This window comes from Streptomyces cirratus (genome assembly GCF_014650775.1).
Taxonomy (GTDB): Bacteria; Actinomycetota; Actinomycetes; order Streptomycetales; family Streptomycetaceae; genus Streptomyces; species Streptomyces cirratus.
In genome coordinates this window covers 999,306-1,018,722 of sequence record NZ_BMVP01000001.1, presented here as the reverse complement: position 1 = coordinate 1,018,722, position 19,417 = coordinate 999,306, and the positions used below count along the sequence as shown (strand labels likewise).

15 protein-coding genes and 1 tRNA gene are annotated in these 19,417 nt (G+C 71.8%); 10 read left to right on the top strand and 6 right to left on the bottom strand.

The window, feature by feature from the left end; all coding sequences use genetic code 11:
* Positions 1 to 6 precede the first annotated feature (6 nt).
* The 3 genes from IE207_RS04635 (at position 7) to IE207_RS04625 (ending at position 4,185) form a co-directional block, all read left to right on the top strand.
* Positions 7 to 2,349, top strand: a complete 2,343-nt coding sequence (locus IE207_RS04635) for a hypothetical protein (protein WP_190182655.1) — start codon at positions 7 to 9, stop codon at positions 2,347 to 2,349.
* The gene (locus tag IE207_RS04630; protein WP_190182654.1) at positions 2,346 to 3,035 is read left to right on the top strand and encodes a hypothetical protein; all 690 of its coding nucleotides are present in this window, start codon (positions 2,346 to 2,348) and stop codon (positions 3,033 to 3,035) included. The genes IE207_RS04635 and IE207_RS04630 overlap by 4 nt, the downstream gene beginning before the upstream one ends.
* 772 nt (positions 3,036 to 3,807) lie before the next feature.
* On the top strand, positions 3,808 to 4,185 hold the full coding sequence (locus IE207_RS04625; protein WP_190182653.1) for a hypothetical protein: 378 nt from the start codon (positions 3,808 to 3,810) through the stop codon (positions 4,183 to 4,185).
* 91 nt (positions 4,186 to 4,276) lie between these two features.
* Here the strand turns inward: IE207_RS04625 and IE207_RS04620 are convergent.
* Positions 4,277 to 4,351, bottom strand: a tRNA-Cys gene (locus IE207_RS04620).
* 181 nt (positions 4,352 to 4,532) lie between these two features.
* Here IE207_RS04620 and IE207_RS04615 point away from each other — a divergent pair.
* From IE207_RS04615 to IE207_RS04600, 4 genes are all read left to right on the top strand, one after another.
* Positions 4,533 to 5,993: an MFS transporter gene (locus tag IE207_RS04615; protein WP_190182652.1), complete on the top strand. Its 1,461-nt coding sequence runs from the start codon at positions 4,533 to 4,535 to the stop codon at positions 5,991 to 5,993.
* A 505-nt stretch (positions 5,994 to 6,498) separates the two neighbouring features.
* Positions 6,499 to 8,283 (top strand): DEAD/DEAH box helicase, encoded by a 1,785-nt coding sequence (locus tag IE207_RS04610; RefSeq protein ID WP_190182651.1) that lies wholly within the window; start codon positions 6,499 to 6,501, stop codon positions 8,281 to 8,283.
* 292 nt (positions 8,284 to 8,575) lie between these two features.
* Complete coding sequence (locus IE207_RS04605; protein ID WP_190182650.1) at positions 8,576 to 9,217, top strand: IclR family transcriptional regulator; 642 nt, start codon at positions 8,576 to 8,578, stop codon at positions 9,215 to 9,217.
* Positions 9,218 to 9,410: 193 nt separating this feature from the next.
* Positions 9,411 to 10,208, top strand: a complete 798-nt coding sequence (locus IE207_RS04600) for a S16 family serine protease (protein WP_190182649.1) — start codon at positions 9,411 to 9,413, stop codon at positions 10,206 to 10,208.
* Here IE207_RS04600 and IE207_RS04595 read toward each other — a convergent pair.
* From IE207_RS04595 to IE207_RS04585, 3 genes are all read right to left on the bottom strand, one after another.
* A complete protein-coding gene (locus tag IE207_RS04595) occupies positions 10,138 to 11,490 on the bottom strand; it encodes an MFS transporter (protein WP_190182648.1) in 1,353 nt (450 codons plus the stop codon). The genes IE207_RS04600 and IE207_RS04595 overlap by 71 nt on opposite strands.
* Positions 11,487 to 12,098 (bottom strand): ArsR/SmtB family transcription factor, encoded by a 612-nt coding sequence (locus IE207_RS04590; RefSeq protein WP_229873313.1) that lies wholly within the window; start codon positions 12,096 to 12,098, stop codon positions 11,487 to 11,489. The genes IE207_RS04595 and IE207_RS04590 overlap by 4 nt, the downstream gene beginning before the upstream one ends.
* Positions 12,099 to 12,229: 131 nt before the next feature.
* A complete protein-coding gene (locus IE207_RS04585) occupies positions 12,230 to 12,700 on the bottom strand; it encodes an Lrp/AsnC family transcriptional regulator (RefSeq protein WP_190182800.1) in 471 nt (156 codons plus the stop codon).
* Between the two features lie 133 nt (positions 12,701 to 12,833).
* On the opposite strand from IE207_RS04585, the gene hppD reads away from it, so the two are divergent.
* Positions 12,834 to 13,991 carry a 4-hydroxyphenylpyruvate dioxygenase gene (hppD, locus tag IE207_RS04580; RefSeq protein ID WP_190182647.1) on the top strand — a complete coding sequence of 386 codons (1,158 nt, stop codon included), beginning with the start codon at positions 12,834 to 12,836 and terminating at the stop codon, positions 13,989 to 13,991.
* 219 nt (positions 13,992 to 14,210) lie between these two features.
* Here hppD and IE207_RS04575 read toward each other — a convergent pair whose 3' ends face one another.
* On the bottom strand, positions 14,211 to 15,731 hold the full coding sequence (locus tag IE207_RS04575; RefSeq protein ID WP_229873311.1) for a tetratricopeptide repeat protein: 1,521 nt from the start codon (positions 15,729 to 15,731) through the stop codon (positions 14,211 to 14,213).
* A 96-nt stretch (positions 15,732 to 15,827) separates the two neighbouring features.
* On the opposite strand from IE207_RS04575, the gene IE207_RS04570 reads away from it, so the two are divergent.
* Positions 15,828 to 17,246 carry an FAD-binding oxidoreductase gene (locus IE207_RS04570; RefSeq protein WP_229873310.1) on the top strand — a complete coding sequence of 473 codons (1,419 nt, stop codon included), beginning with the start codon at positions 15,828 to 15,830 and terminating at the stop codon, positions 17,244 to 17,246.
* A 97-nt stretch (positions 17,247 to 17,343) separates the two neighbouring features.
* On the opposite strand, the gene IE207_RS04565 is transcribed toward IE207_RS04570, so the two are convergent.
* Entirely contained in the window at positions 17,344 to 17,823 is a 480-nt protein-coding gene (locus IE207_RS04565; protein ID WP_190182646.1) for an SsgA family sporulation/cell division regulator, read from the bottom strand.
* Between the two features lie 272 nt (positions 17,824 to 18,095).
* Between IE207_RS04565 and IE207_RS04560 the strand changes: the two genes are divergently transcribed.
* Positions 18,096 to 19,352 (top strand): RDD family protein, encoded by a 1,257-nt coding sequence (locus tag IE207_RS04560; protein ID WP_229873309.1) that lies wholly within the window; start codon positions 18,096 to 18,098, stop codon positions 19,350 to 19,352.
* The last annotated feature ends 65 nt before the right edge of the window (positions 19,353 to 19,417 follow it).

Sequence of the window (19,417 nt, the reverse complement as noted above, 5' to 3'; positions counted from 1 at the left end):
AGACACGTGTTGTCGTACGAGAACGTCCTGAACGCCCCCGTCGACCAGCTCGCGACGGCGATCGCCGACTGGGCCGCCATGGTCACCAAGCTGGACGAGCTCGCCGAGGCGGCGCGCAACGGCATGAAGGCCAAAGCCGGCAAAGCCGAGTGGGACGGGGTCACTGCGAGCGTGGGCCGGTCGTTCATCGACAAGACGGCCAAGGAGTTCGAGGACGCGGCCAAGGAGGCCAAGGGGATCCACCAGGCCCTCACCGAAGGCCACGCCACCTTCAAGTCCTCCCGCGAACAGCTGAAGAAGATCGCCGAGGAAGAGGCCCCGGCCGCCGGCTTCCGGGTGGACGGCAAAGGGAAGGTGTCGCCGGCACCCCTCTCCGAAGCCGAGCGCGGCGCGGCGCTGCACGACCCCGACTACCAGCAGTCCATCCGCGAGAACCAGCCACTCTGGCAGGCGAAGGTCGACGCGATCATCGACACCTGCGACGACGTCGACCAGTCGCTGTCCCGCCTGCTCAACGCGAACATCGCCGAGGACCACAACTTCAGCGGCCCCAAGTACGCCGACCTCACCGCCGAACAGGCCGGCCACGCCATCGACCTGGCGCACAAGGGCCGGAACCTCTCCCACGCCGAGCTGGTAGAACTCAACGAACTGCTGGCCGACAACTCGACCAAACCCACCTTCTCGACCGCGTTCTACGGTGCGCTCGGTCCAAAGGGGTCACTCGAGTTCTTCGGGCAGATGTCCACCGACACGTACGACTACGCGAAGCTGGACGCGCAACGCCTCAAGGACGTCCAGGAGCTGCAGCGGAACCTGGGCCTGAACCTCGCGACGGCCACGCAGTCCAAGTCGGAGCCCCGCCTTCCCGACAGCTACGCGCTGGAGTTGCGCAAGCTCGGTACCGAGCGGATTCCACTGGCGAGGTACGACCAGAACCCGCCCTTCGGCTACCAGCTGCTCGGCGGCATCATGCGGTACGGGAACTACGACCCCAAGTTCCTGCTGCCGATCGCCGAGCACGCGACCCAGATCCACGCCAAGGACCCCAACTTCTTCAACGAGTCGCGGCAGCTCAACGGCTACGGCAAGAACATGCTCAACCCGTCCGGCATCAACGGCGCGGGCTACGACCCGGTGACGAGCTTCCTGGAGTCGCTGGGCCACAGCCCCGACGCAGCGTCCCAGTTCTTCGACCCGGAACGCAAACCGCACGCCTACAACCAGGACGGCACGGAGAAGCCGGGACACGCGAACCTGGGCACGGGAGCGGACAAGAAGCCGATCGAGAACTACCTCGACTACTTCGGCAACGCGAAGTACGCCCCCACGATCGACATGGAGGGCTTCAACCCCGACGACCTTCCCAAGGTCCAGAAGTACATGCCGGACGCCCTGGGCCACGCCCTCGAAGCCGCCACCCTCGGCCACGCCTGGGACGACCCTCAGCCGGCCCTCCACCGCAGCGACGCGGGCGCGCGCATCATGCACGATGCCGTGCTCAAGTACGGCGGAGATGCCGAACTACTCAAGAAGCAAGAGACCCTCGCCGACAGCCTCGGACGTATGGGTGCGGGGTACATCGACGACCTCAACTATGCGCTTCGTAACAACGACACCCACAGCGTGTTCGAGCCGGGGGCGAAGCTAAACACGGAACTCACCCAGGTAGACGTCCGGAAGTTCCTGAGCAGCCTGGGTCAGTACCCCGACTCCTATCTCACGATGTCCCGTGCCGAGTCGGTCTTCTCGGCCTCGATGCTGGAAGCTCAGGTGGGACCGGACGGCACGCTCAACCAGAGCAGTCTTGAGGAGATCGCCCGGACAGGAGGCGAGTTCCAGGGTGCCCTGGACGAGTCCCGTGCGAAGCAGATCCAGCAAGACGCCGACAAGTGGAACGATGACTACGAAAGGGCATTGGAGAAGAGGTCGGGCTGGGTGGAGTTCGCGGCGACCGGGGCGATCGCTGCCGGCGTCGCCTTCCTCCCCGCTACAGTGGCCGCAGCCGGTGCGGCAGCTGTTCTGGTGCCGCTTGGGGTCGACCTGAGCACTGGGGCGCTGGAGCAGGTGGCCGGAGACCTCGTGGGTGACTGGTCTCACGACGAGGCCGAGCGGCAGAAGGACCTCCACGACGGCAAGGCCCATGACGCGAAGGCGAGCGTGTACAGCCAAGGTGAAGCCTCGGCGTCCGGGCCGGTTGAACACTTCCTCGAACGGCACCCGGTGGGTCCGTCGGACCCGTTGGACGAGCGGCTCCGCCAAGCCCTTCTGACCGGATACAACAGCGGGTGGGCCAACGAACAGCACATGGGCAATGAGCCGGTGAAGCCGAAGAAGGCGGGCGAATGATCAGGCGCCGCTCGAAGGCCCCCATACTTTTGAGCTGGCTGGTCGTGAGTGTGAGTGTCTCCGGATGTGGTGTTGAGGAGCCGCCTCCCGGGCCGAGCGAAGTATTCGCGGCTGATGTCTGTTCCGAGGGGTTGCTCAACCAGGACGCGGTGCACGCTTTGGAATTGCTGACCGGCGTCGGCACGCCGTTCCAACCGCCCAAGAACGTCGGGGACGTGGCTTGGGTGGCGGGCGTACTGGAGCGGGGCTACGCGAAGAATCGTGCGTCGCTGGGCGGGGAGGTGTGCAGGGCCCGTCCGGTTGACCGCAAGAACCGGCGTGATCTCTCGGTGTCGTTTGAGATCGAGCACGAGCTGACGCGGATGGATGAGCACACCGAAAGCGGCCAGGGCTACTACTGGGAGTACGACCTGGGCCGCAATGCGCTCTCCAGCGCAAAGCAGGGCCGACTTTTCTTCGACTGCGCGAGCAGCCGGCTCGCAGGACCGGACAAAGCCGTGCCGATAAGGGTGAATGTGGACACCCTCGGGCCTCCGGCCGACGTCGACCCCCGGGCGCTGCGCGAGGCGAACCTCACCATCGTGCACTCAGCCGCCCGGGCGATGGCCAAGGAGATGGGCTGTAAGGACAACGGGAACCTGCCCGAGCAGCTGGTGATCAAGGAGAAGGCCGCACCCACGCGGTAGGGCCCGCGCGGTAGCACCCGCACACGACAGCGGCCGCCCGGGGAGCTCTCCCCGGGCGGCCGTCTTCGAAGCCGTGACCGGAATCGAACCGGCGTAACCCGCTTTGCAGGTTTGTCCGTGCTGGTCAGGGCGTGATCCGGATGCGTTCGCCGGCGTTCATTCCCGTATGAACGCCTTGTGAGCCGGGTCCGACAGAACGGCCTTGGACGGCCGCGTACGGCGATGAACGAGACGGAAACCGAGACGGGCGCAGCCTCCTCTGGGGCTGCGCCGCCGGGCTGGCAAGCTGCCCGGGGATGCCATTCTGATGTGGCCGTAGTTACAGCGCGACCTCAGCGCACGGGCATGACGCCGCACATGGATCAGGGGACAGTTGCTGTGCTCGGGGCGTGTGTTGGCGTTGTCGGAGCTTCGGGACACATGTCGAGACTCCCTGCTGGTCGCAGCCGGAAGTCGAGCGCGACCTTGACCTGACAAACACGGAGCGCTCGCAACTGCTGGTCAGACCCCACCAGGAATCCGTTCCGGTTGCGGGCCGGTAGGCACTGTAGGAGTGTGGTGGGCGAGGCCCTAGAGGCTGCCGAATCCGCTGGTACAAGCGCGGCAGCTGACTCCGGCCGATTCACGGACGACCCCGCGGAACCGAGCGCTCTGCGGGTCGCGCCTGTCATTCCGGCATCCGGGTCGGCCCGCTCAGAACTACTCATACGCCAGCGAGCAGGTGATTCCCATGTCTACGCGCGTGTTCCGCAGGAATCGTACTCTCACGGCCATGGCCCCGATGGTCACCGCGGTGCTGGCCGGAGGTCTCCTGATGGCCGCTCCTGCCTCCGCAGCGCCCCCGGTCGGGACGGTGTCCTTCAGCGGCAAGGTGACCTGCAAGAGTGCATTCCCGGCCCCCAACAACTCCGTCCCCACCCGGGTGTCGTTGGACAGCGACGAGGACGATGCGTCGGGTCCTACCAACAACCCAACCAACCGCAGGGCGACGTTCGGCCCCATCAGCCTCGACGTCCCGTTGGACTCAAAGTTCAGCCTCACGGTCGATGTCACGTGTAAGGCACCAGGGAAGAAGGCCCAACAGTTCACCAGAACGATCGCACAGGACAGCCTCACCGAAGGCGACACGGTCCCGCTGAACATCAAGTAGGCGCACATCGCCCCGTAAGGCCACCGGCCTGACGGGGCGTCTGCCTCTGTGCAGGGTGCCGCCCATTGTTTTGCCTGTTCGGGCTTTACCGTGGAAGCCGTGACCGGAATCGAACCGGCGTAACTCGCTTTGCAGGCGAGTCCCTCAACCACTCGGGCACACGGCTGGGTGGTGGTGATAGGACGACCGTACGAGGGGGCGGGGGAGGTGGGGAAGGGGGCCGGCGGGGGTGCAATGGGACTGTCATGCCGCGTTCACAAGGGGCCGGGGGCGTAGGTCCGGGGGAGGAGGGTGGGTCGGTCCAAAAGACAGGGGCGAGAGCCGGGTACGCGCCTTACTCTGGGGCGATGAGTGTCCTGAAACCCCGTGTGCCCCAGAAGGCGGCCGCCGCCGTTGCGTCGCAGTCCGAGGGCGGGGTGCTCGCGCCGCCGTACCGGGCGCTGAGCATCGGGATGGTCTCCGTCATCTTCCTGATCGCCTTCGAGGCCACCGCCGTGGGCACGGCAATGCCCGTCGCAGCCCGCGAGTTGGACGGGGTCGGGCTCTACGCCTTCGCCTTCTCCGCCTACTTCACGACCAGCCTCTTCGGCATGGTGCTGGCCGGCCAGTGGGCCGACCTGCAGGGCCCGCTGCGGCCCCTCGCCGTCGGGATCGGGGCCTTCGCCGCCGGGCTGGTGGTGTCGGGGACCGCCGGCGTGATGGGCGTGTTCCTGATCGGGCGGGCGGTGCAGGGGTTCGGGGGCGGGCTGGTGATCGTCGCCCTGTACGTCGTCGTCAGCCGGGCCTACGAGGAGCGGCTGCGGCCCGCCATCATGGCGGCGTTCGCCGCGAGCTGGGTCGTGCCGTCGATCGTCGGCCCGCTGGCCGCCGGGACGGTGACCGAGCGGCTCGGGTGGCGCTGGGTGTTCCTGGCGATTCCCGCGCTGGTCGTCGTACCGCTGGTCGTGGCCCTGCCGGCGATACGCCGGACCGCGGGTGGCCCCGTACGGACGGCGGACGGCCCCGAGCCGTTCGACCGTCGCCGGATCCGGCTCGCGCTCGGGATCTCGACGGGCGCGGGGCTGCTCCAGTACGCGGCCCAGGACCTGCGGTGGCTGTCGCTGCTGCCGGGTGCGGCGGGCGCGGCGCTGCTGGTGCCGGCGGCGCTGGGGCTGCTGCCGCGCGGGACGTACCGGGCGCGGCGCGGGCTGCCGGCGGTGGTGCTGCTGCGCGGGGTGGCGGCGGGGGCGTTCATCGCGGCGGAGAGCTTCGTACCGCTGATGCTGGTCACCCAGCGGGGGCTGAGCCCGACCATGGCGGGGTTCTCGCTCGCGCTCGGCGGACTGACCTGGGCGGTCGGGTCGTGGGTGCAGTCCAAGGGGCGGATGGAGCCGTACCGGGAGCGGCTGATGGTGGCCGGGATGGTGATGGTGGCCGTGGCCATCGCGACGGCGCCGGCGGTGCTGGTGCCGTGGGTCCCGGTGTGGACGCCGGCGCTGGCCTGGGGCGTGGGCTGCTTCGGGATGGGCCTGGTCATCGGGCCGACGGGCGTGCTGCTGATGAAGCTGTCCCCGCCCGAGGAGGCCGGAGCCAACTCCGCCGCGCTGCAGATCTCCGACGGGCTGGCGAACGTGGTGCTGCTGGCGGCGGGCGGCGCCGCGTTCGCCGCGCTGGGCGGGGGAGCGGTGGGGGCCGGGCACGGCCTCGCGGACGGGGCGACGGCCTCGCACCCCGCCGCCTTCGTGGCGGTCTTCCTGCCGATGGCCGTCGTGGCGCTGGTCGGCGCGTGGGTCGCCACCCGGCTGGATCCGGTGCCGGAAGGCGCGTGACACCGGTTGGTCGCCCGCGCCCGCGCCCGCGCCCGCGCCACCGTCGCCGCCCACCGCCGCCGCCCTGGCTGGTCTCGACGTCCGATTCCCCGAAGAAGAGGCCGAGGCCCAGGGCCGGAGCATGCGGTCCTTCGTGCACGACGCGGTCACGCAGGCGAGCGCCGAGCCCGATCGGAGGCCGGCCTGGTGCCCGGACGTGTGGCAGAAGGCGGCCGTCCGGATGGAGTGGATCTCCTGCACGGGAGCGACCACCCGCCCGACACCCGCTTCGACGTCGACGCGGCCGAGCGCTCCGTGTCTCCGTGTTCGGCGTGTGCCGGGGGACGCTGGGCGGCGCCCCCGAGGTCGCGGGCCGGCTGCCCGGGTTCGCCGACCGAAACGCCGGTGTGACGCTCGCCGCACCCGGCGAGGTCGCGGGCCTGTCCCTCTCCGAGGGGCGGGTCCGCACCGGTAGGGTGGCCCGGTTGTCCTACGTACGACTGCCGAGAGCGACGAACCGGAGACCGTGACTACTACCGCCTCCCACCACCTCTCACCCGCCTTCCCCGGCCGTGCGCCGTGGGGTACCGCCAGCAAGCTGCGTGCCTGGCAGGAGAGTGCGCTGGGCCGATACCTGGAGACCCAGCCGCGCGACTTCCTCGCCGTCGCGACCCCCGGCGCGGGCAAGACCACCTTCGCGCTGACGCTGGCCTCCTGGCTGCTGCACCACCACGTCGTCCAGCAGGTGACCGTCGTCGCGCCGACCGAGCACCTCAAGAAGCAGTGGGCCGAGGCCGCCGCCCGGATAGGGATCCGGCTCGATCCGGAGTACTCCGCCGGGCCGCTGAGCAAGGACTACCACGGCGTCGCCGTCACGTACGCGGGCGTCGGCGTGCGCCCCATGCTGCACCGCAACCGGTGCGAGCAGCGCAAGACCCTCGTGATCCTCGACGAGATCCACCACGCGGGCGACTCCAAGTCCTGGGGCGAGGCCTGCCTGGAGGCGTTCGACCCGGCCACCCGCCGGCTCGCGCTGACCGGTACGCCCTTCCGGTCCGACACCAACCCGATCCCCTTCGTCACGTACGAGGAGGGCAACGACGGCATCCGCCGGTCCTCCGCCGACTACACCTACGGGTACGGGAACGCGCTGGGCGACGGCGTCGTGCGGCCCGTCATCTTCCTCTCCTACAGCGGCAACATGCGCTGGCGCACCAAGGCGGGCGACGAGATCGCCGCCCGCCTCGGCGAGCCCATGACCAAGGACGCCGTCTCGCAGGCCTGGCGCACCGCGCTGGACCCGCGCGGCGACTGGATGCCGAACGTGCTGCGCGCCGCCGACCAGCGGCTGACGGAGGTCAGGAAGGGCATCCCGGACGCGGGTGGCCTCGTCATCGCCTCCGACCAGGACTCGGCGCGCGCGTACGCCAAGCTGATCCGGGAGATCACCGGGACCAAGCCGACCGTCGTACTGTCCGACGACACCGGCGCGTCCAAGCGGATCGACGATTTCAGCGCGGGCGACGACCGCTGGATGGTCGCGGTCCGGATGGTGTCGGAAGGCGTCGACGTACCGCGCCTCGCGGTCGGGGTGTACGCCACCACCATTTCGACGCCACTGTTCTTCGCGCAGGCCGTCGGGCGTTTCGTGCGTTCGCGCAGGCGCGGCGAGACGGCTTCCGTGTTCCTTCCGACGATTCCGTACCTGCTCGGATTCGCCAATGAGATGGAAGTCGAGCGGGACCACGTTCTCGACAAACCGAAGAAACAGGGCGAGGAAGACCCTTATGCCGAGTCCGAGAAGGAAATGGACGAGGCGAACAAACTGGAAGACGAGGACACCGGCGAGGACGAGCAGATGTCCTTCGAGGCGCTGGAATCCGACGCCGTCTTCGACCGGGTGCTCTACGACGGCGCCGAATTCGGCATGCAGGCGCACCCCGGCAGCGAGGAGGAACAGGACTACCTCGGCATCCCCGGACTGCTGGAACCCGACCAGGTGCAGATGCTGCTCCAGAAGCGGCAGTCGCGGCAGATCGCGCACAGCCGGCGCAAGCCGGACGCGGACGCGGACCTGCTGGAGTTGCCCGCCGACCGGCGTCCGGTGGTTTCGCACAAGGAACTGCTGGAGCTGCGCAAGTCGCTCAATACGATGGTCGGTGCGTACGTCCACCAGAGCGGCAAGCCGCACGGGGTGATCCACACGGAGCTGCGCCGGGTGTGCGGCGGGCCGCCGAGCGCGGAGGCGACGGCGGGTCAGCTGCGCGAGCGCATCAAGAAGGTGCAGGAGTGGGCCACCCGGATGCGGTGACCCGGCGGTAATTGAGCACTTTGGTGTGCCGGGGCATCACGAATTGACACACGCGTCAGAAAAAATCGGAACAAACCGGCGGTAGGCGCCCGGATTCTGGACGAGGCCTTCCGCTGAGCGGACCTGCTCGCTACTGTCCCCGAAACGAACGCCCCGTGGCAGCGCCGCCGCGGGAGCGCAGCCGGAGCCATGCCATGGCCGCAACCGGCGGCCTCTCCGTGCGTCGCCGAGGGACCGGCAGCGCTCCACCCCGCGAGAGTCACCGCCGCCCAGTGAAAGAGGGAGAGGCGTCGTGACTGCGGAAACCTCCCAGACCCTCGACCGAGGGCTCAGAGTTCTCAAGCTGCTCGCGGACACCGACCACGGTCTGACCGTCACCGAGCTGTCCAACCGCCTCGGTGTCAACCGCACCGTCGTCTACCGTCTGCTCGCCACGCTCGAACAGCACGCCCTGGTCCGCCGCGACCTCGGCGGCCGGGCCCGGGTCGGGCTCGGCGTGCTCCGGCTGGGGCGTCAGGTCCACCCGCTGGTCCGCGAGGCGGCCCTGCCCGCGCTGCGCTCCCTCGCCGAGGACATCGGGGCGACCGCGCACCTGACCCTCGTCGACGGCACCGAGGCGCTCGCGGTGGCCGTCGTGGAGCCGACCTGGACCGACTACCACGTTGCCTACCGGGCCGGCTTCCGCCACCCGCTGGACCGCGGGGCGGCCGGCCGGGCCATCCTGGCCGCCCGTCAGGGCTCGCTCACCGAGCCCGGGTACACCCTGACCCACGGCGAGCTCGAAGCGGGCGCCAGCGGTGCTGCCGCTCCCCTCGTCGGGATCACCGGGCTGGAGGGCAGCGTCGGCGTCGTCATGCTGGCCGACGCCGTGCCCGAGCGGGTCGGCCCGCGCGTGGTCGACGCGGCCCGCGAGGTGGCCGACGCCCTGCGCTGAGGGCGGCCGGCCTCCGCGGTCCCGAGGCCCGCGGTCCCGACGTCCGCGGCCTCGACGTCCGCGGCCTCGACGTACGCGGTCCCGGGTTCCGCAGCCGGCTTCGGCGGCCCGGTCTCCGCGTCCCGGTCCGCCGGGGCGCGGCTCGGGCATGCGCGCGCTCCGTCCGCTCGCGGCGGCCCGATAGATTGACCGGGTGCTCTCTCGCCTCACACGTCTGCCGCGCCCCGCCGCCCTGGCCGTCTGCGCCCTGCCCGTGCTCGGGCTGTTCGCCGCGGCGGCCTTCGCGCCGCTGCCCTTCGTGATCGCCCAGCCGGGGCTCACCGCCGACGTGCTCGGCGCCCGCGACGGCAAGCCCGTCATCGTCGTCACCGGCGCCCCGACCCGCGAGACCAAGGGCCAGCTGCGGATGACCACCATCCAGGCGACCGGCCCCTCCTCGACGGTGCGGCTGCCCGAACTCGTCGCCCGGTGGTTCGACAGCACCCGGGCCGTCATGCCCCGGGAGTCCGTCTACCCGTCGGGCGGAAGCGACAAGGAGATCGAGGCGCACAACCTGGAGGAAATGGCCAAGTCCCAGTCGACCGCCTCCCAGGCCGCGCTCGGGTTCCTGCACAAGGACCCGGCGACGGTGAAGGCCGAGCTCAACCTCGCCGACGTCGGCGGTCCCAGCGCCGGCCTGCTGTTCTCCCTCGGCATCGTCGACAAGCTCGACGGCGACGGCAGCGGCGGGGACCTCACCGGAGGCCGTGTCATCGCCGGTACGGGAACCATCACCGCCGGGGGCGAGGTGGGCGCGGTCGGGGGGGTCGCGCTCAAGACGCAGGCCGCCAGACGGGACGGGGCGAGCGTGTTCCTCGTCCCGAAGGCCGAGTGCTCCGACGCCCGCTCCGAACTCCCCGAGGGGCTCCGCCTGGTCCCCGTCACTTCGCTGACGGGTGCGGTGAACGCCCTTCGTGCGCTGAACCGGGGGGAGCAGGTTCCGTCCTGCTGACGGGCCCACTCTGATCGGCGGGCGACAGCGGACCGGCCTGAGCCGGCTGACCGGCCTGCGCCGGCGGGCGGTCCATGCCGCGCCAGGCCGGGAACACCAGGGGGCTCAGCGTCGCCAGCAGGTAGACGCCGCCGAAGGCGAGGAGCGCCCCGGTGGTGCCGAAGCCGCCGACCAGCAGGCCCGCCGCGAGACCGCCCAGCGGCATCGTCAGCTCGCAGCCGGCCGTGCTCACCCCCGCGACCCGGCTGCGCAGCCCGTCCGGCACGTGCTCGTAGACGACCGTGGACAGGATCGGGTTGAGCATGCCCGCCCCGAGCCCGGACAGGGCCATCGTCACCGCCAGCGGCAGCGGGGTGCCGGTGAGGGCGGCCACCACGTAACGGGGCGCCCCGCACAGCAGGAACGCCACCGCGAACACCGTCCTGCGGTGCAGCCGCTCGCCCCACGCCCCGTAGAGCAGCGCACTGAGCAGTGCGGAACCGCCGAAGAGGGACACCATCAGGCCGAGCGCGGCGGGGCCGCCGAGGGCCTCGCGGCCGTGCACGGGCAGCAGCACCGAAGACCAGCCCTGGTCCAGGCCGTTGGTCATCATCACCATCACGGTGATGCCCAGCAGCAGCCGCGACCGGGTCAGGAACGCCCAGCCCTCGCCGAGTTCGGCCCGGTAGCCGGCGAACGAGATCTTCCCGGCGGCGCGGTGCGGTTCCGCCGCCGGGACGCCGCGCAGGAAGACGGTGACGAGCAGCGCCGACGCGCCGAAGGTGGCGGCGTCCACCAGCAGGATGGACTCCGTCCCGAACGCGGTGATCAGCACTCCGGCCAGCGCGGCCCCGATCATGCGGGCCCCGCGCGAGACGCCGTCGTAGAGGCCGGCGGCGCGGGTGACGGTGGTGCCCGCGTGCGCCGCGAGGTCCGGGAGCAGGACGCCGCGGGCGGTGAGGCCCGGGGTGTGCACGAGGCCGCCGAGGGCCATCAGGGCGCACAGCATCCAGAACTCCAGCACGCCCGCGTAGTGCAGCAGCGGGATCGCGCCGACGGACAGGGCGCAGACCAGGTCGGAGGCGGCGGAGACCCGGCGGCGCCCGATCCGGTCGATGACGGGGCCGCCGACGAGGGCCGCCACGACGACGGGCACGGTGGCGCAGAAGGCGACGACCCCGGCCCGGCCGGGGCTGTCCGTGGTCTGGAGCACGAACCACGGAACGCCGATGAGGGTGAGGGAACTTCCGGCTATGGAGATCGTGTTGGCGGCCAGTACCGCCGCGAAGGGGCGCCGGCTCATGCCGTGCCCGCCGACCGCCGGGTGGGGTCGCCTTCGCGCGGGAAGGCGTGCGTGTGGACGCGGACGGGCTGCCGGCCTTCCGCGGGCGGCAGGTCGCGGTAGCCGTTGACCAGGTCGTGCATCCTGTGGATCAGCTCCAGGGCCTGTTCGGCCGTCAGGTGCAGCGTGAAGTCACTGAGGTCGGAGCCGCGCCGCCACTCGGCGGACCACGTGTGGGCGTTGCCGAGCCAGGAGTTGACCTCCTGCGCGTGGGTCGTCGCGATCTCGTGCAGGAAGAAGTCCGCCGCGCCGCGGGTCGCCGGGTCGTCGTCGTAGAGCAGGGACTCGTCGAACCGGGTGCCGTCGTGGGAGGCCTTCCACCACCGCTCGCGGCCCTTGCCGTGCTCGGGTGCGTCCTCGACGAAGCCGTAGGCGGCGAGCTGGCGCAGGTGGTAGCTGGTGGAGCCGCTGGATTCCCCCAGCCGTTCGGCCAGTCGGGAGGCGGTGGCGGGTCCCTCGTGGCGCAGCGCGGCCAGCATGCGCATGCGCAGCGGGTGGGCGAGGCCGCGCAGCGAGCGGGCGTCGAGGGTGCGGAGCTGGGGCCGTGGGGCTTCCGGTGTCTGGGGCACGGGCCAACCGTAGGGTTGCAAAGATTTCTCTGCAAGGGTTTCTTTGCAACCCGCCTGCGGTCAACTCCCTTGGTGCGAGCGGCTCGTCGGTCGTGCGCCCGTCGGTCGTCCGCCCGTCGATCGTCCGCCCGTCAGTCGTCCGCGGCCGCCTGCTCCACCAGGGGGATGATCCGCAGCGGGACGGGGTTCTCCATGACGATCGCCGTCGACGCCCGCACGATGCCCCCGAAGCCGACCACCCGGTCGATCACCCGTTGCAGGTCCGCGTTGGACCGGGCGACCAGCCGGCACAGCATGTCCCCGTGGCCGGTCGTCGTGTGCAGCTCCAGGACCTCCGGCACCCCGTCCAGGTGGGCGCGCACGTCGGCGCCCTGCCCCTGCTTGATCTCCAGCGTGGCGAACGCGGTCACCGGGTACCCCAGTGCCGCCGGATCGACCTGGGGGCCGAACCCGCGGATGACGCCGTTCGACTGGAGCCGGTCCAGGCGCGCCTGGACGGTGCCGCGCGCCACCCCGAGCCGCCGGGACGCCTCCAGAACCCCGATCCGGGGCTCGCGGGCCAGCAGCACGATCAGGCGCCCGTCCAGTTCGTCGATGCCCATGGCTGCCTCCGGACCGCTCGGCTGGTGGTCATACTGCACAGATCTTTCAGTCATCCTGCGCCTGTGCTGGTCATTCTGTACAGCGGAAATGGAAACTATTGCGCAGCTTGTGGATGGGCGGGACTCTGCGCTCATGACTGAGTCTTTGGCGAACCTCGAAACCACCACCCCTGCCACCGCGCGTGAGGCGGACCCCTTCCCGGTGAAGGGCATGGACGCGGTCGTCTTCGCCGTGGGCAACGCCAAGCAGGCGGCGCACTACTACTCCACCGCGTTCGGCATGAAGCTCGTCGCCTACTCCGGACCGGAGAACGGCGTCCGCGAGACGGCCAGCTACGTCCTGACCAACGGCTCCGCCCGCTTCGTCCTGACCTCCGTCATCAAGGCGGCCACCGACCACGGCCGGTTCCTCGCCGAGCACGTCGCCGAGCACGGCGACGGCGTGATCGACCTCGCGATCGAGGTCCCGGACGCCCGGGCGGCGTACGCGTACGCCGTCGAGCACGGCGCGCGCGGGCTGGACGAGCCGTACGAGGTCAAGGACGAGCACGGCACGGTCGTGCTCGCAGCGATCGCCACGTACGGGCAGACCCGCCACACGCTGGTGGAGCGCAAGGAGTACTCCGGCCCCTACCTGCCGGGCTTCGTCGCCGTGGACCCGATGGTCGAGCCGCCGGCCAAGCGGACCTTCCAGGCGATCGACCACTGCGTGGGCAACGTCGAGCTGGGCCGGATGAACGAGTGGGTGGCGTTCTACAACAAGGTCATGGGCTTCACGAACATGAAGGAGTTCGTGGGCGACGACATCGCGACCGAGTACTCGGCGCTGATGTCGAAGGTGGTCGCGGACGGCACCCTCAAGGTGAAGTTCCCGATCAACGAGCCGGCGATCGCGAAGAAGAAGTCCCAGATCGACGAGTACCTGGAGTTCTACGGCGGTGCGGGCGTCCAGCACATCGCGCTGGCGTCGAACGACATCGTGGCGACGGTGCGGTCCATGCGGGCGGCGGGCGTGCAGTTCCTGGACACCCCGGACTCGTACTACGACACGCTCGGCGAGTGGGCCGGCGAGACGCGGGTGCCGGTGGAGACGCTGCGCGAGCTCAAGATCCTCGTCGACCGCGACGAGGACGGGTACCTGCTGCAGATCTTCACGAAGCCGGTGCAGGACCGGCCGACGGTGTTCTTCGAGATCATCGAGCGGCACGGGTCGATGGGCTTCGGGAAGGGCAACTTCAAGGCACTGTTCGAGGCGATCGAGCGGGAGCAGGAGAAGCGGGGCAACCTGTAGGTTGCGGTCGCGCTGACGTGGCCCCGGCCCCGCCGGTCCCCCTGAGGGGGCGGCGGGGCCGAGGCGTGCGGTGGGGTCCGTGCGGCGCTGTCCCGCGCAGCGGCCCCGGCTGCGCCGGGCTTTGCGGGGCTCCGCCCCGCACCCCGCGCCTCGAACGCCGGCGGGGCTGGGTGGGGGCGCCTCGAACGCCGGCGGGGCCGGGTGGGTCCGGCGCGTGCCTCAAGCGCCGGTCGGGCTGGGTTTGGCCGGGGATGGGACCGGCTCGGCGGGCTTGGGCTTCGGTTTCGGGGAGGCCTTCGGGAGGTCCGGGGCGACCCAGGGGGTGGGCGGCTGCATGTTCTCCGGGCCGCCCGGCGGGGGCTGGGCCAGGGCGGCGAGGGCTTCCTTCGCCATCGGTCCCCGCACCGGAGAGAAGCCCGGGTTCGTCCGCAGGGCCTCCTGCAAGTGCCGTCGCGCCCCCGCCTCGTCGCCCAGGCCGCGCTCGATCATCGCCCGGTGGAAGGCGAACTCCGCGCTGCGCAGCCCCGGTTCCGTCGCCTTCTTCGCGTACTCCAGCGCCATCGCGTCGTCGCCCGTCCTGTGCAGCGCCCACCCCAGTGCGTCGGCGACCTCCATGCTCTTGTGCCGCCCCCATTCCTGCGTCAGCCTCCGCACCGCCGCCTCCGGATCGCGGTGGTCGGCCTCGAAGAGCCCGAGCACCACGCTCTCGTCCACCGGCTGCGCCCCCTCCTGTCCCGCCAGCGCCCCCAGCGCCTCGTACGGGGCCCGGGCCTCCTCCGCCCGCCCCAGCGACTCCAGCAGCTCGCCCAGCTCCAGCTGCAGCCGCGGTACCGCCGCCCGCCCCAGCGCCATCCGGTAGTCCCGGACCGCCTCCCCGCCCCGCCCCAGCGAGGCCAGCGCCCGGGCCCGCCCGCCCAGCGCGTCGGCCTGCGCCGGGTCCGTCCGCAGCGCCGCCTCGTACTGGCCCAGCGCCTCCTCCGCGTCGCCCCGCTCCCAGGACAGCTCCCCGAGCCGGAACAGCGCGTACGCCTTCTCCACCGGGGCCTTCGCCGCCCCGGCCGCGTGCTCCATGGCCATCACCGCGTCCTCGCGCCAACCGCGGTCCCGGTACACCTGGGAGGCCTTGAGGTACGCCGCCAGCCCCGAGTGCAGCGCGTCCAGCTGCTCCAGTGCCTTCTGCGCGGCCTTGTAGTCGCCGAGTCCCGAGTACGCGTCCACGAGCACCGGGTACGCGGTCCAGCGCCGCGGGGCCTGTGCCCGTACGAGCTCGCCCCACTTCTTCGCGGTCCCGAAGTCGCGCCGGGCGTTGGCCAGCGCGCCCATGCCCGTCATCGCGTCGAGGTTGCCCTTCTCCGCGGGCCGCAGCTCCAGCGACCGTTTCAGCGCCCCCTCCGCCTTCGGGAACCAGTCCGCGACGGCGGTGCGCCGCGCCTGCTCCAGGTACGCCGATCCGAGCACCGCCCACGACGCGTCGTCACGCGGGTGCGCCGCGAGCCACTTCTCCCGGTCCGTGACCAGCGCGGTCAGGTCCACCGCCGCCGCCGGGGCGCCCAGGCCCATCGCCGCCGCCGCACGCTCGCCGGGCCCCGGCGGTCGCGCGTCGTCCCCGGTCCTCGCCGGCCTGATCACCAGGGCCCCGACGATCAGGACCACCGCGACCGCGGCCGCCACGAGCGTCTTGCGGCCGGTGAACGTCACGGCCGGCTCGGCCTGCTCCGATGCGTAGTCGATACGGTCCATGCGTTCACTGTGCGTCAATATGAAGAGCACGCCGGGGTGTCCGAAGAAGGCCGCGTCCGTGTTCACACCTATGGCCCCAGCTGCCACGCTGACCCCATGGATGATGACCTCTCCACCCCACCCCGCGCGGACCTCCATGACACGCTCCACGAAGGACTCCACGAAGCGCTCCTGGAGGGACTGCCGGCCGAAGCGGTCCTGACCGACCCTCAGGTGACCGCCTCCTACGCCACCGACATGGCGAGCTTCTGCGCCGCCGGCACACCGGCCGCCGTCGTCCTGCCCCGGACCGTCGAGCAGGTGCAGCACGTCATGCGCACCGCGACCGCCCTCCGCGTCCCCGTCGTCCCCCAAGGCGCCCGCACGGGCCTGTCCGGCGGAGCCAACGCCTCCGAGGGCTGCATCGTGCTCTCCCTCGTGAAGATGGACCGGATCCTGGAGGTCTCCGCGGTCGACCGGATCGCCGTCGTCGAGCCCGGGGTCGTCAACGCCGTCCTCTCCCGCGCCGTCGCCGAACAGGGCCTGTACTACCCGCCCGACCCCTCCAGCTGGGAACAGTGCACCATCGGCGGCAACATCGGCACCGCGTCCGGCGGCCTGTGCTGCGTCAAGTACGGGGTCACCGCCGAGTACGTCCTCGGCCTCGACGTGGTCCTCGCCGACGGGCGGCTGCTGCGCACCGGGCGGCGCACCGCCAAGGGCGTCGCCGGGTACGACGTCACCCGCCTGTTCGTCGGCTCCGAGGGCAGCCTCGGCATCGTCGTACGGGCCGTGCTCGCGCTGCGCCCCGCGCCGCCCCGGCAGCTCGCGCTCGCCGCGGAGTTCCCCTCGGCCGCGGCCGCCTGCGAGGCCGTGTGCGCCGTCATGGAGGCCGGTCTGACGCCCTCCCTGCTGGAACTGATGGACCGTACGACCATCCGCGCCGTCAACGCCCTCGGCAAGATGGGCCTGCCCGAGACCACCGAGGCGCTGCTGCTCGCCGCGTTCGACACCCCGCACGCCCCCGACGACCTCGCCGCCGTCGGTGCCCTGTGCACGGCCGCCGGGGCCACCGCCGTCGTACCGGCCGAGGACGAGGCGGAGTCGGAACTGCTGCTCCAGGCCCGGCGGATGTCGCTGACCGCGCTGGAGGCCCTGCGGCCCGCGACGATGATCGACGACGTGTGCGTCCCGCGCTCGCGGCTCGCCGAGATGCTCGACGGGACCGCCGGCATCGCCCGTACGCACGACCTGCTCATCGGGGTGTGTGCGCACGCGGGCGACGGCAACACCCACCCGGTGGTCTGCTTCGACCCGGCCGACGAGGACGAGACGCGCCGGGCCCGCGAGTCCTTCGACGCCATCATGGCGCTCGGGCTGTCGTTGGGCGGCACCATCACGGGGGAGCACGGGGTCGGCGTCCTCAAGAAGGAGTGGCTCGCCCGCGAGCTGGGGCCGGTGGGGGTGGAGGTGCAGCGCAACATCAAGCGCGCCTTCGACCCGCTGGGGCTGCTGAACCCCGGCAAGCTGTTCTGACGGGGCGTCCGGGCCCGCGGCCCCCGGCGACGACGCCCGCCTCCCCGGCCCCGCGAGGCCCACGTTCGCGGCCGGCGTCCCGCCCACGCCCGGGCCCTCAGGAGTCCCCGTCCGGCGACTCGTCCGAGGGCCACGGGTCCCGCAGCCACAGGTCGTCCGCCGGGGTCGGGGTGAGCAGCTCCGCCAGCTCCGCGTCCAGGCCGAGCCGCTCCGCCTCCGTCCCCGGCGGAACCACGCGCAGGGTCCGCTCCAGCCAGGCCGACACGGCGGTGGCGGGCGCCTCCAGCAGGGCGTCGCCGTCGGGGGAGCTGAGCGCCAGGGACAGCACGCACCCGTTGTCGCTCTTCGTGGGCCAGATCCGGACGTCTCCGTGGCCGCACGGGCGGAACACCCCTTCGACCAGCAGCTCGCGCGCGAAGGTCCAGTTCACCGGGGCACTGGAGCCGGTGTGGAAGGTGATGTGCACGGCGTACGGGTCGTCCGTGAGGTAGAGCAGCCTGGCGGGGACGGGGATGCTGCGCTCGGGGGACACGACCAGCTTGAGTTCCAGTTCGCGCTCGATGACGGGGTGGTGCATGACGGCCTCACTTCGTTGCGGATCTCGCGTCCGGTGCGCGGGACCGGGATTCGCCCCGCGTCCGGAGAGAGCACCGGTGTGCCGGGGTATGACGCGACTTCGCGCGGTGCGGCGGAGATTGGCCGAAATCTGTCGGATGACCGAAAAAGTGCGCCCGGCGAAAGGATTCGCTCGAAGGCTTGGATTCTCCCGTTACCCGACCGGCCGGAGGGAGGTTCTTCGCTATGGTCCTGCCCTTCACAAGCCTCAAGCCACGATCGGAGTTGGGGACATTGACGGCCTCCCCTGGTGACGGCGAGCACGCGGCCCGCGAGGGCTACTACCCCGATCCCTCCATCCCCGGGTACGTCCGGTACTGGAACGGCTCGGCCTGGGTCCCGGGTACGAGCAGGCCCGCCACGCCCGCGGACGGGACGGGTCCGGCATTCCTGGACGAGACGTCGGCGACGGAGGCGCTGCCGGACCCGGATGCCGAGCCCGGGCATGAGCCGGAGCGTGAGCGTCAGCGCGAGCCCGAGCCGGTCGCCGCCGCCGTGGCCGCGTGGCAGGCGGACCCCGCGCACCAGGCCGGCTTCGGCGGCCCGCGCGACGTCCGGGTGTCCTGGGGCCACGCCGAGGAGCCGGCGGGGGCGCTGCCCGCCCGGGCGGCGGTCGCCGCGCCGCCCGTGGACCGGTTCCCCGCGCAGGCCCCGGCGGAGGCGGTGGGCATCCTGTCGGCCCGCTCACCGGTGGCGGCCGCTGCCCCCGCGCCCGCCCCGGCCCCCGCGTGGCCGGCCGCTCCCGGAGGCGGCGATGCCCCGTCCGGGGTCACCTCCTCCTGGCCCGAGGCGACCGAGGCCCCCCGTCCGGCGCCGGCCCGGCCCCGTCCCGTGGTGACCGCGCCCAGGCCGGCCCCCGAGCCCCCGCGGCCCGCACCCGTCGCCGCCCCCGCGGCCGCCCCGCAGTCCGCCGCCCCGCAAGCCGCCGCTCCCCGAACCCCCCTCCCGAAGGCCCCCGTCCCCGCCTCCGTCCCCGTCCCGCCGCCCACCGCGCACGCAGTCTTCGAGCGCATGGCCGAGCGGGCCGTCCGCCCCGCCGGCCTGGTCCGCCGCGCCCTGGCCCGCCTCCTGGACTCCCTCGTGCTCGGGGCCGCGGCGACGGGGGCCGCCCTGCCCCTCGTCCCCCGGGTGACGGCCCACGTCCAGGCCAAGGTGGACGCCGCCCGGGGGATCGGCCGGCACACCACCGTCTGGCTGCTCGACGCCACCGTCACCGGCTACCTGGGCCTCGTACTCGCCGCCGTCCTGCTCTTCGGGATCCTCTACGAGGCCGCCCCCACCGCCCGCTGGGGCCGCACGCCGGGCAAGAAGCTGCTCGGCATCCGCGTCCTGTCCACCGCCACCCGCCGCCCGCCCGCCTTCGGCGCGGCCCTGCGCCGCTGGCTGGTGTACGCGACCCTCGGCATCCCGGGCAGCCTCTGGTGCCTGGTCGACCGGCCCCGCCGCCAGGCTTGGCACGACAAGGCGGCGAAGACCTACGTAACCCGCTAGGCGCAGCGCCACCCCCGGACGGACGCCGTCCCGTTGCGGGGTCCGCGCGCGCGGGGTCGACTCGG

Excerpts from the sequence above, each read along its gene's own strand:
- IE207_RS04615 (WP_190182652.1), top strand. The coding sequence starts at position 4,533 with ATGAGTGTCCTGAAACCCCGTGTGCCCCAGAAGGCGGCCGCCGCCGTT.
- IE207_RS04570 (WP_229873310.1), top strand. The coding sequence starts at position 15,828 with ATGGATGATGACCTCTCCACCCCACCCCGCGCGGACCTCCATGACACG.
- hppD (WP_190182647.1), top strand. The coding sequence starts at position 12,834 with ATGACTGAGTCTTTGGCGAACCTCGAAACCACCACCCCTGCCACCGCG.
- IE207_RS04575 (WP_229873311.1), bottom strand. The coding sequence starts at position 15,731 with ATGGACCGTATCGACTACGCATCGGAGCAGGCCGAGCCGGCCGTGACG.
- IE207_RS04565 (WP_190182646.1), bottom strand. The coding sequence starts at position 17,823 with ATGCACCACCCCGTCATCGAGCGCGAACTGGAACTCAAGCTGGTCGTG.
- IE207_RS04630 (WP_190182654.1), top strand. The coding sequence starts at position 2,346 with ATGATCAGGCGCCGCTCGAAGGCCCCCATACTTTTGAGCTGGCTGGTC.
- IE207_RS04585 (WP_190182800.1), bottom strand. The coding sequence starts at position 12,700 with ATGGGCATCGACGAACTGGACGGGCGCCTGATCGTGCTGCTGGCCCGC.
- IE207_RS04625 (WP_190182653.1), top strand. The coding sequence starts at position 3,808 with ATGGCCCCGATGGTCACCGCGGTGCTGGCCGGAGGTCTCCTGATGGCC.
- IE207_RS04595 (WP_190182648.1), bottom strand. The coding sequence starts at position 11,490 with ATGAGCCGGCGCCCCTTCGCGGCGGTACTGGCCGCCAACACGATCTCC.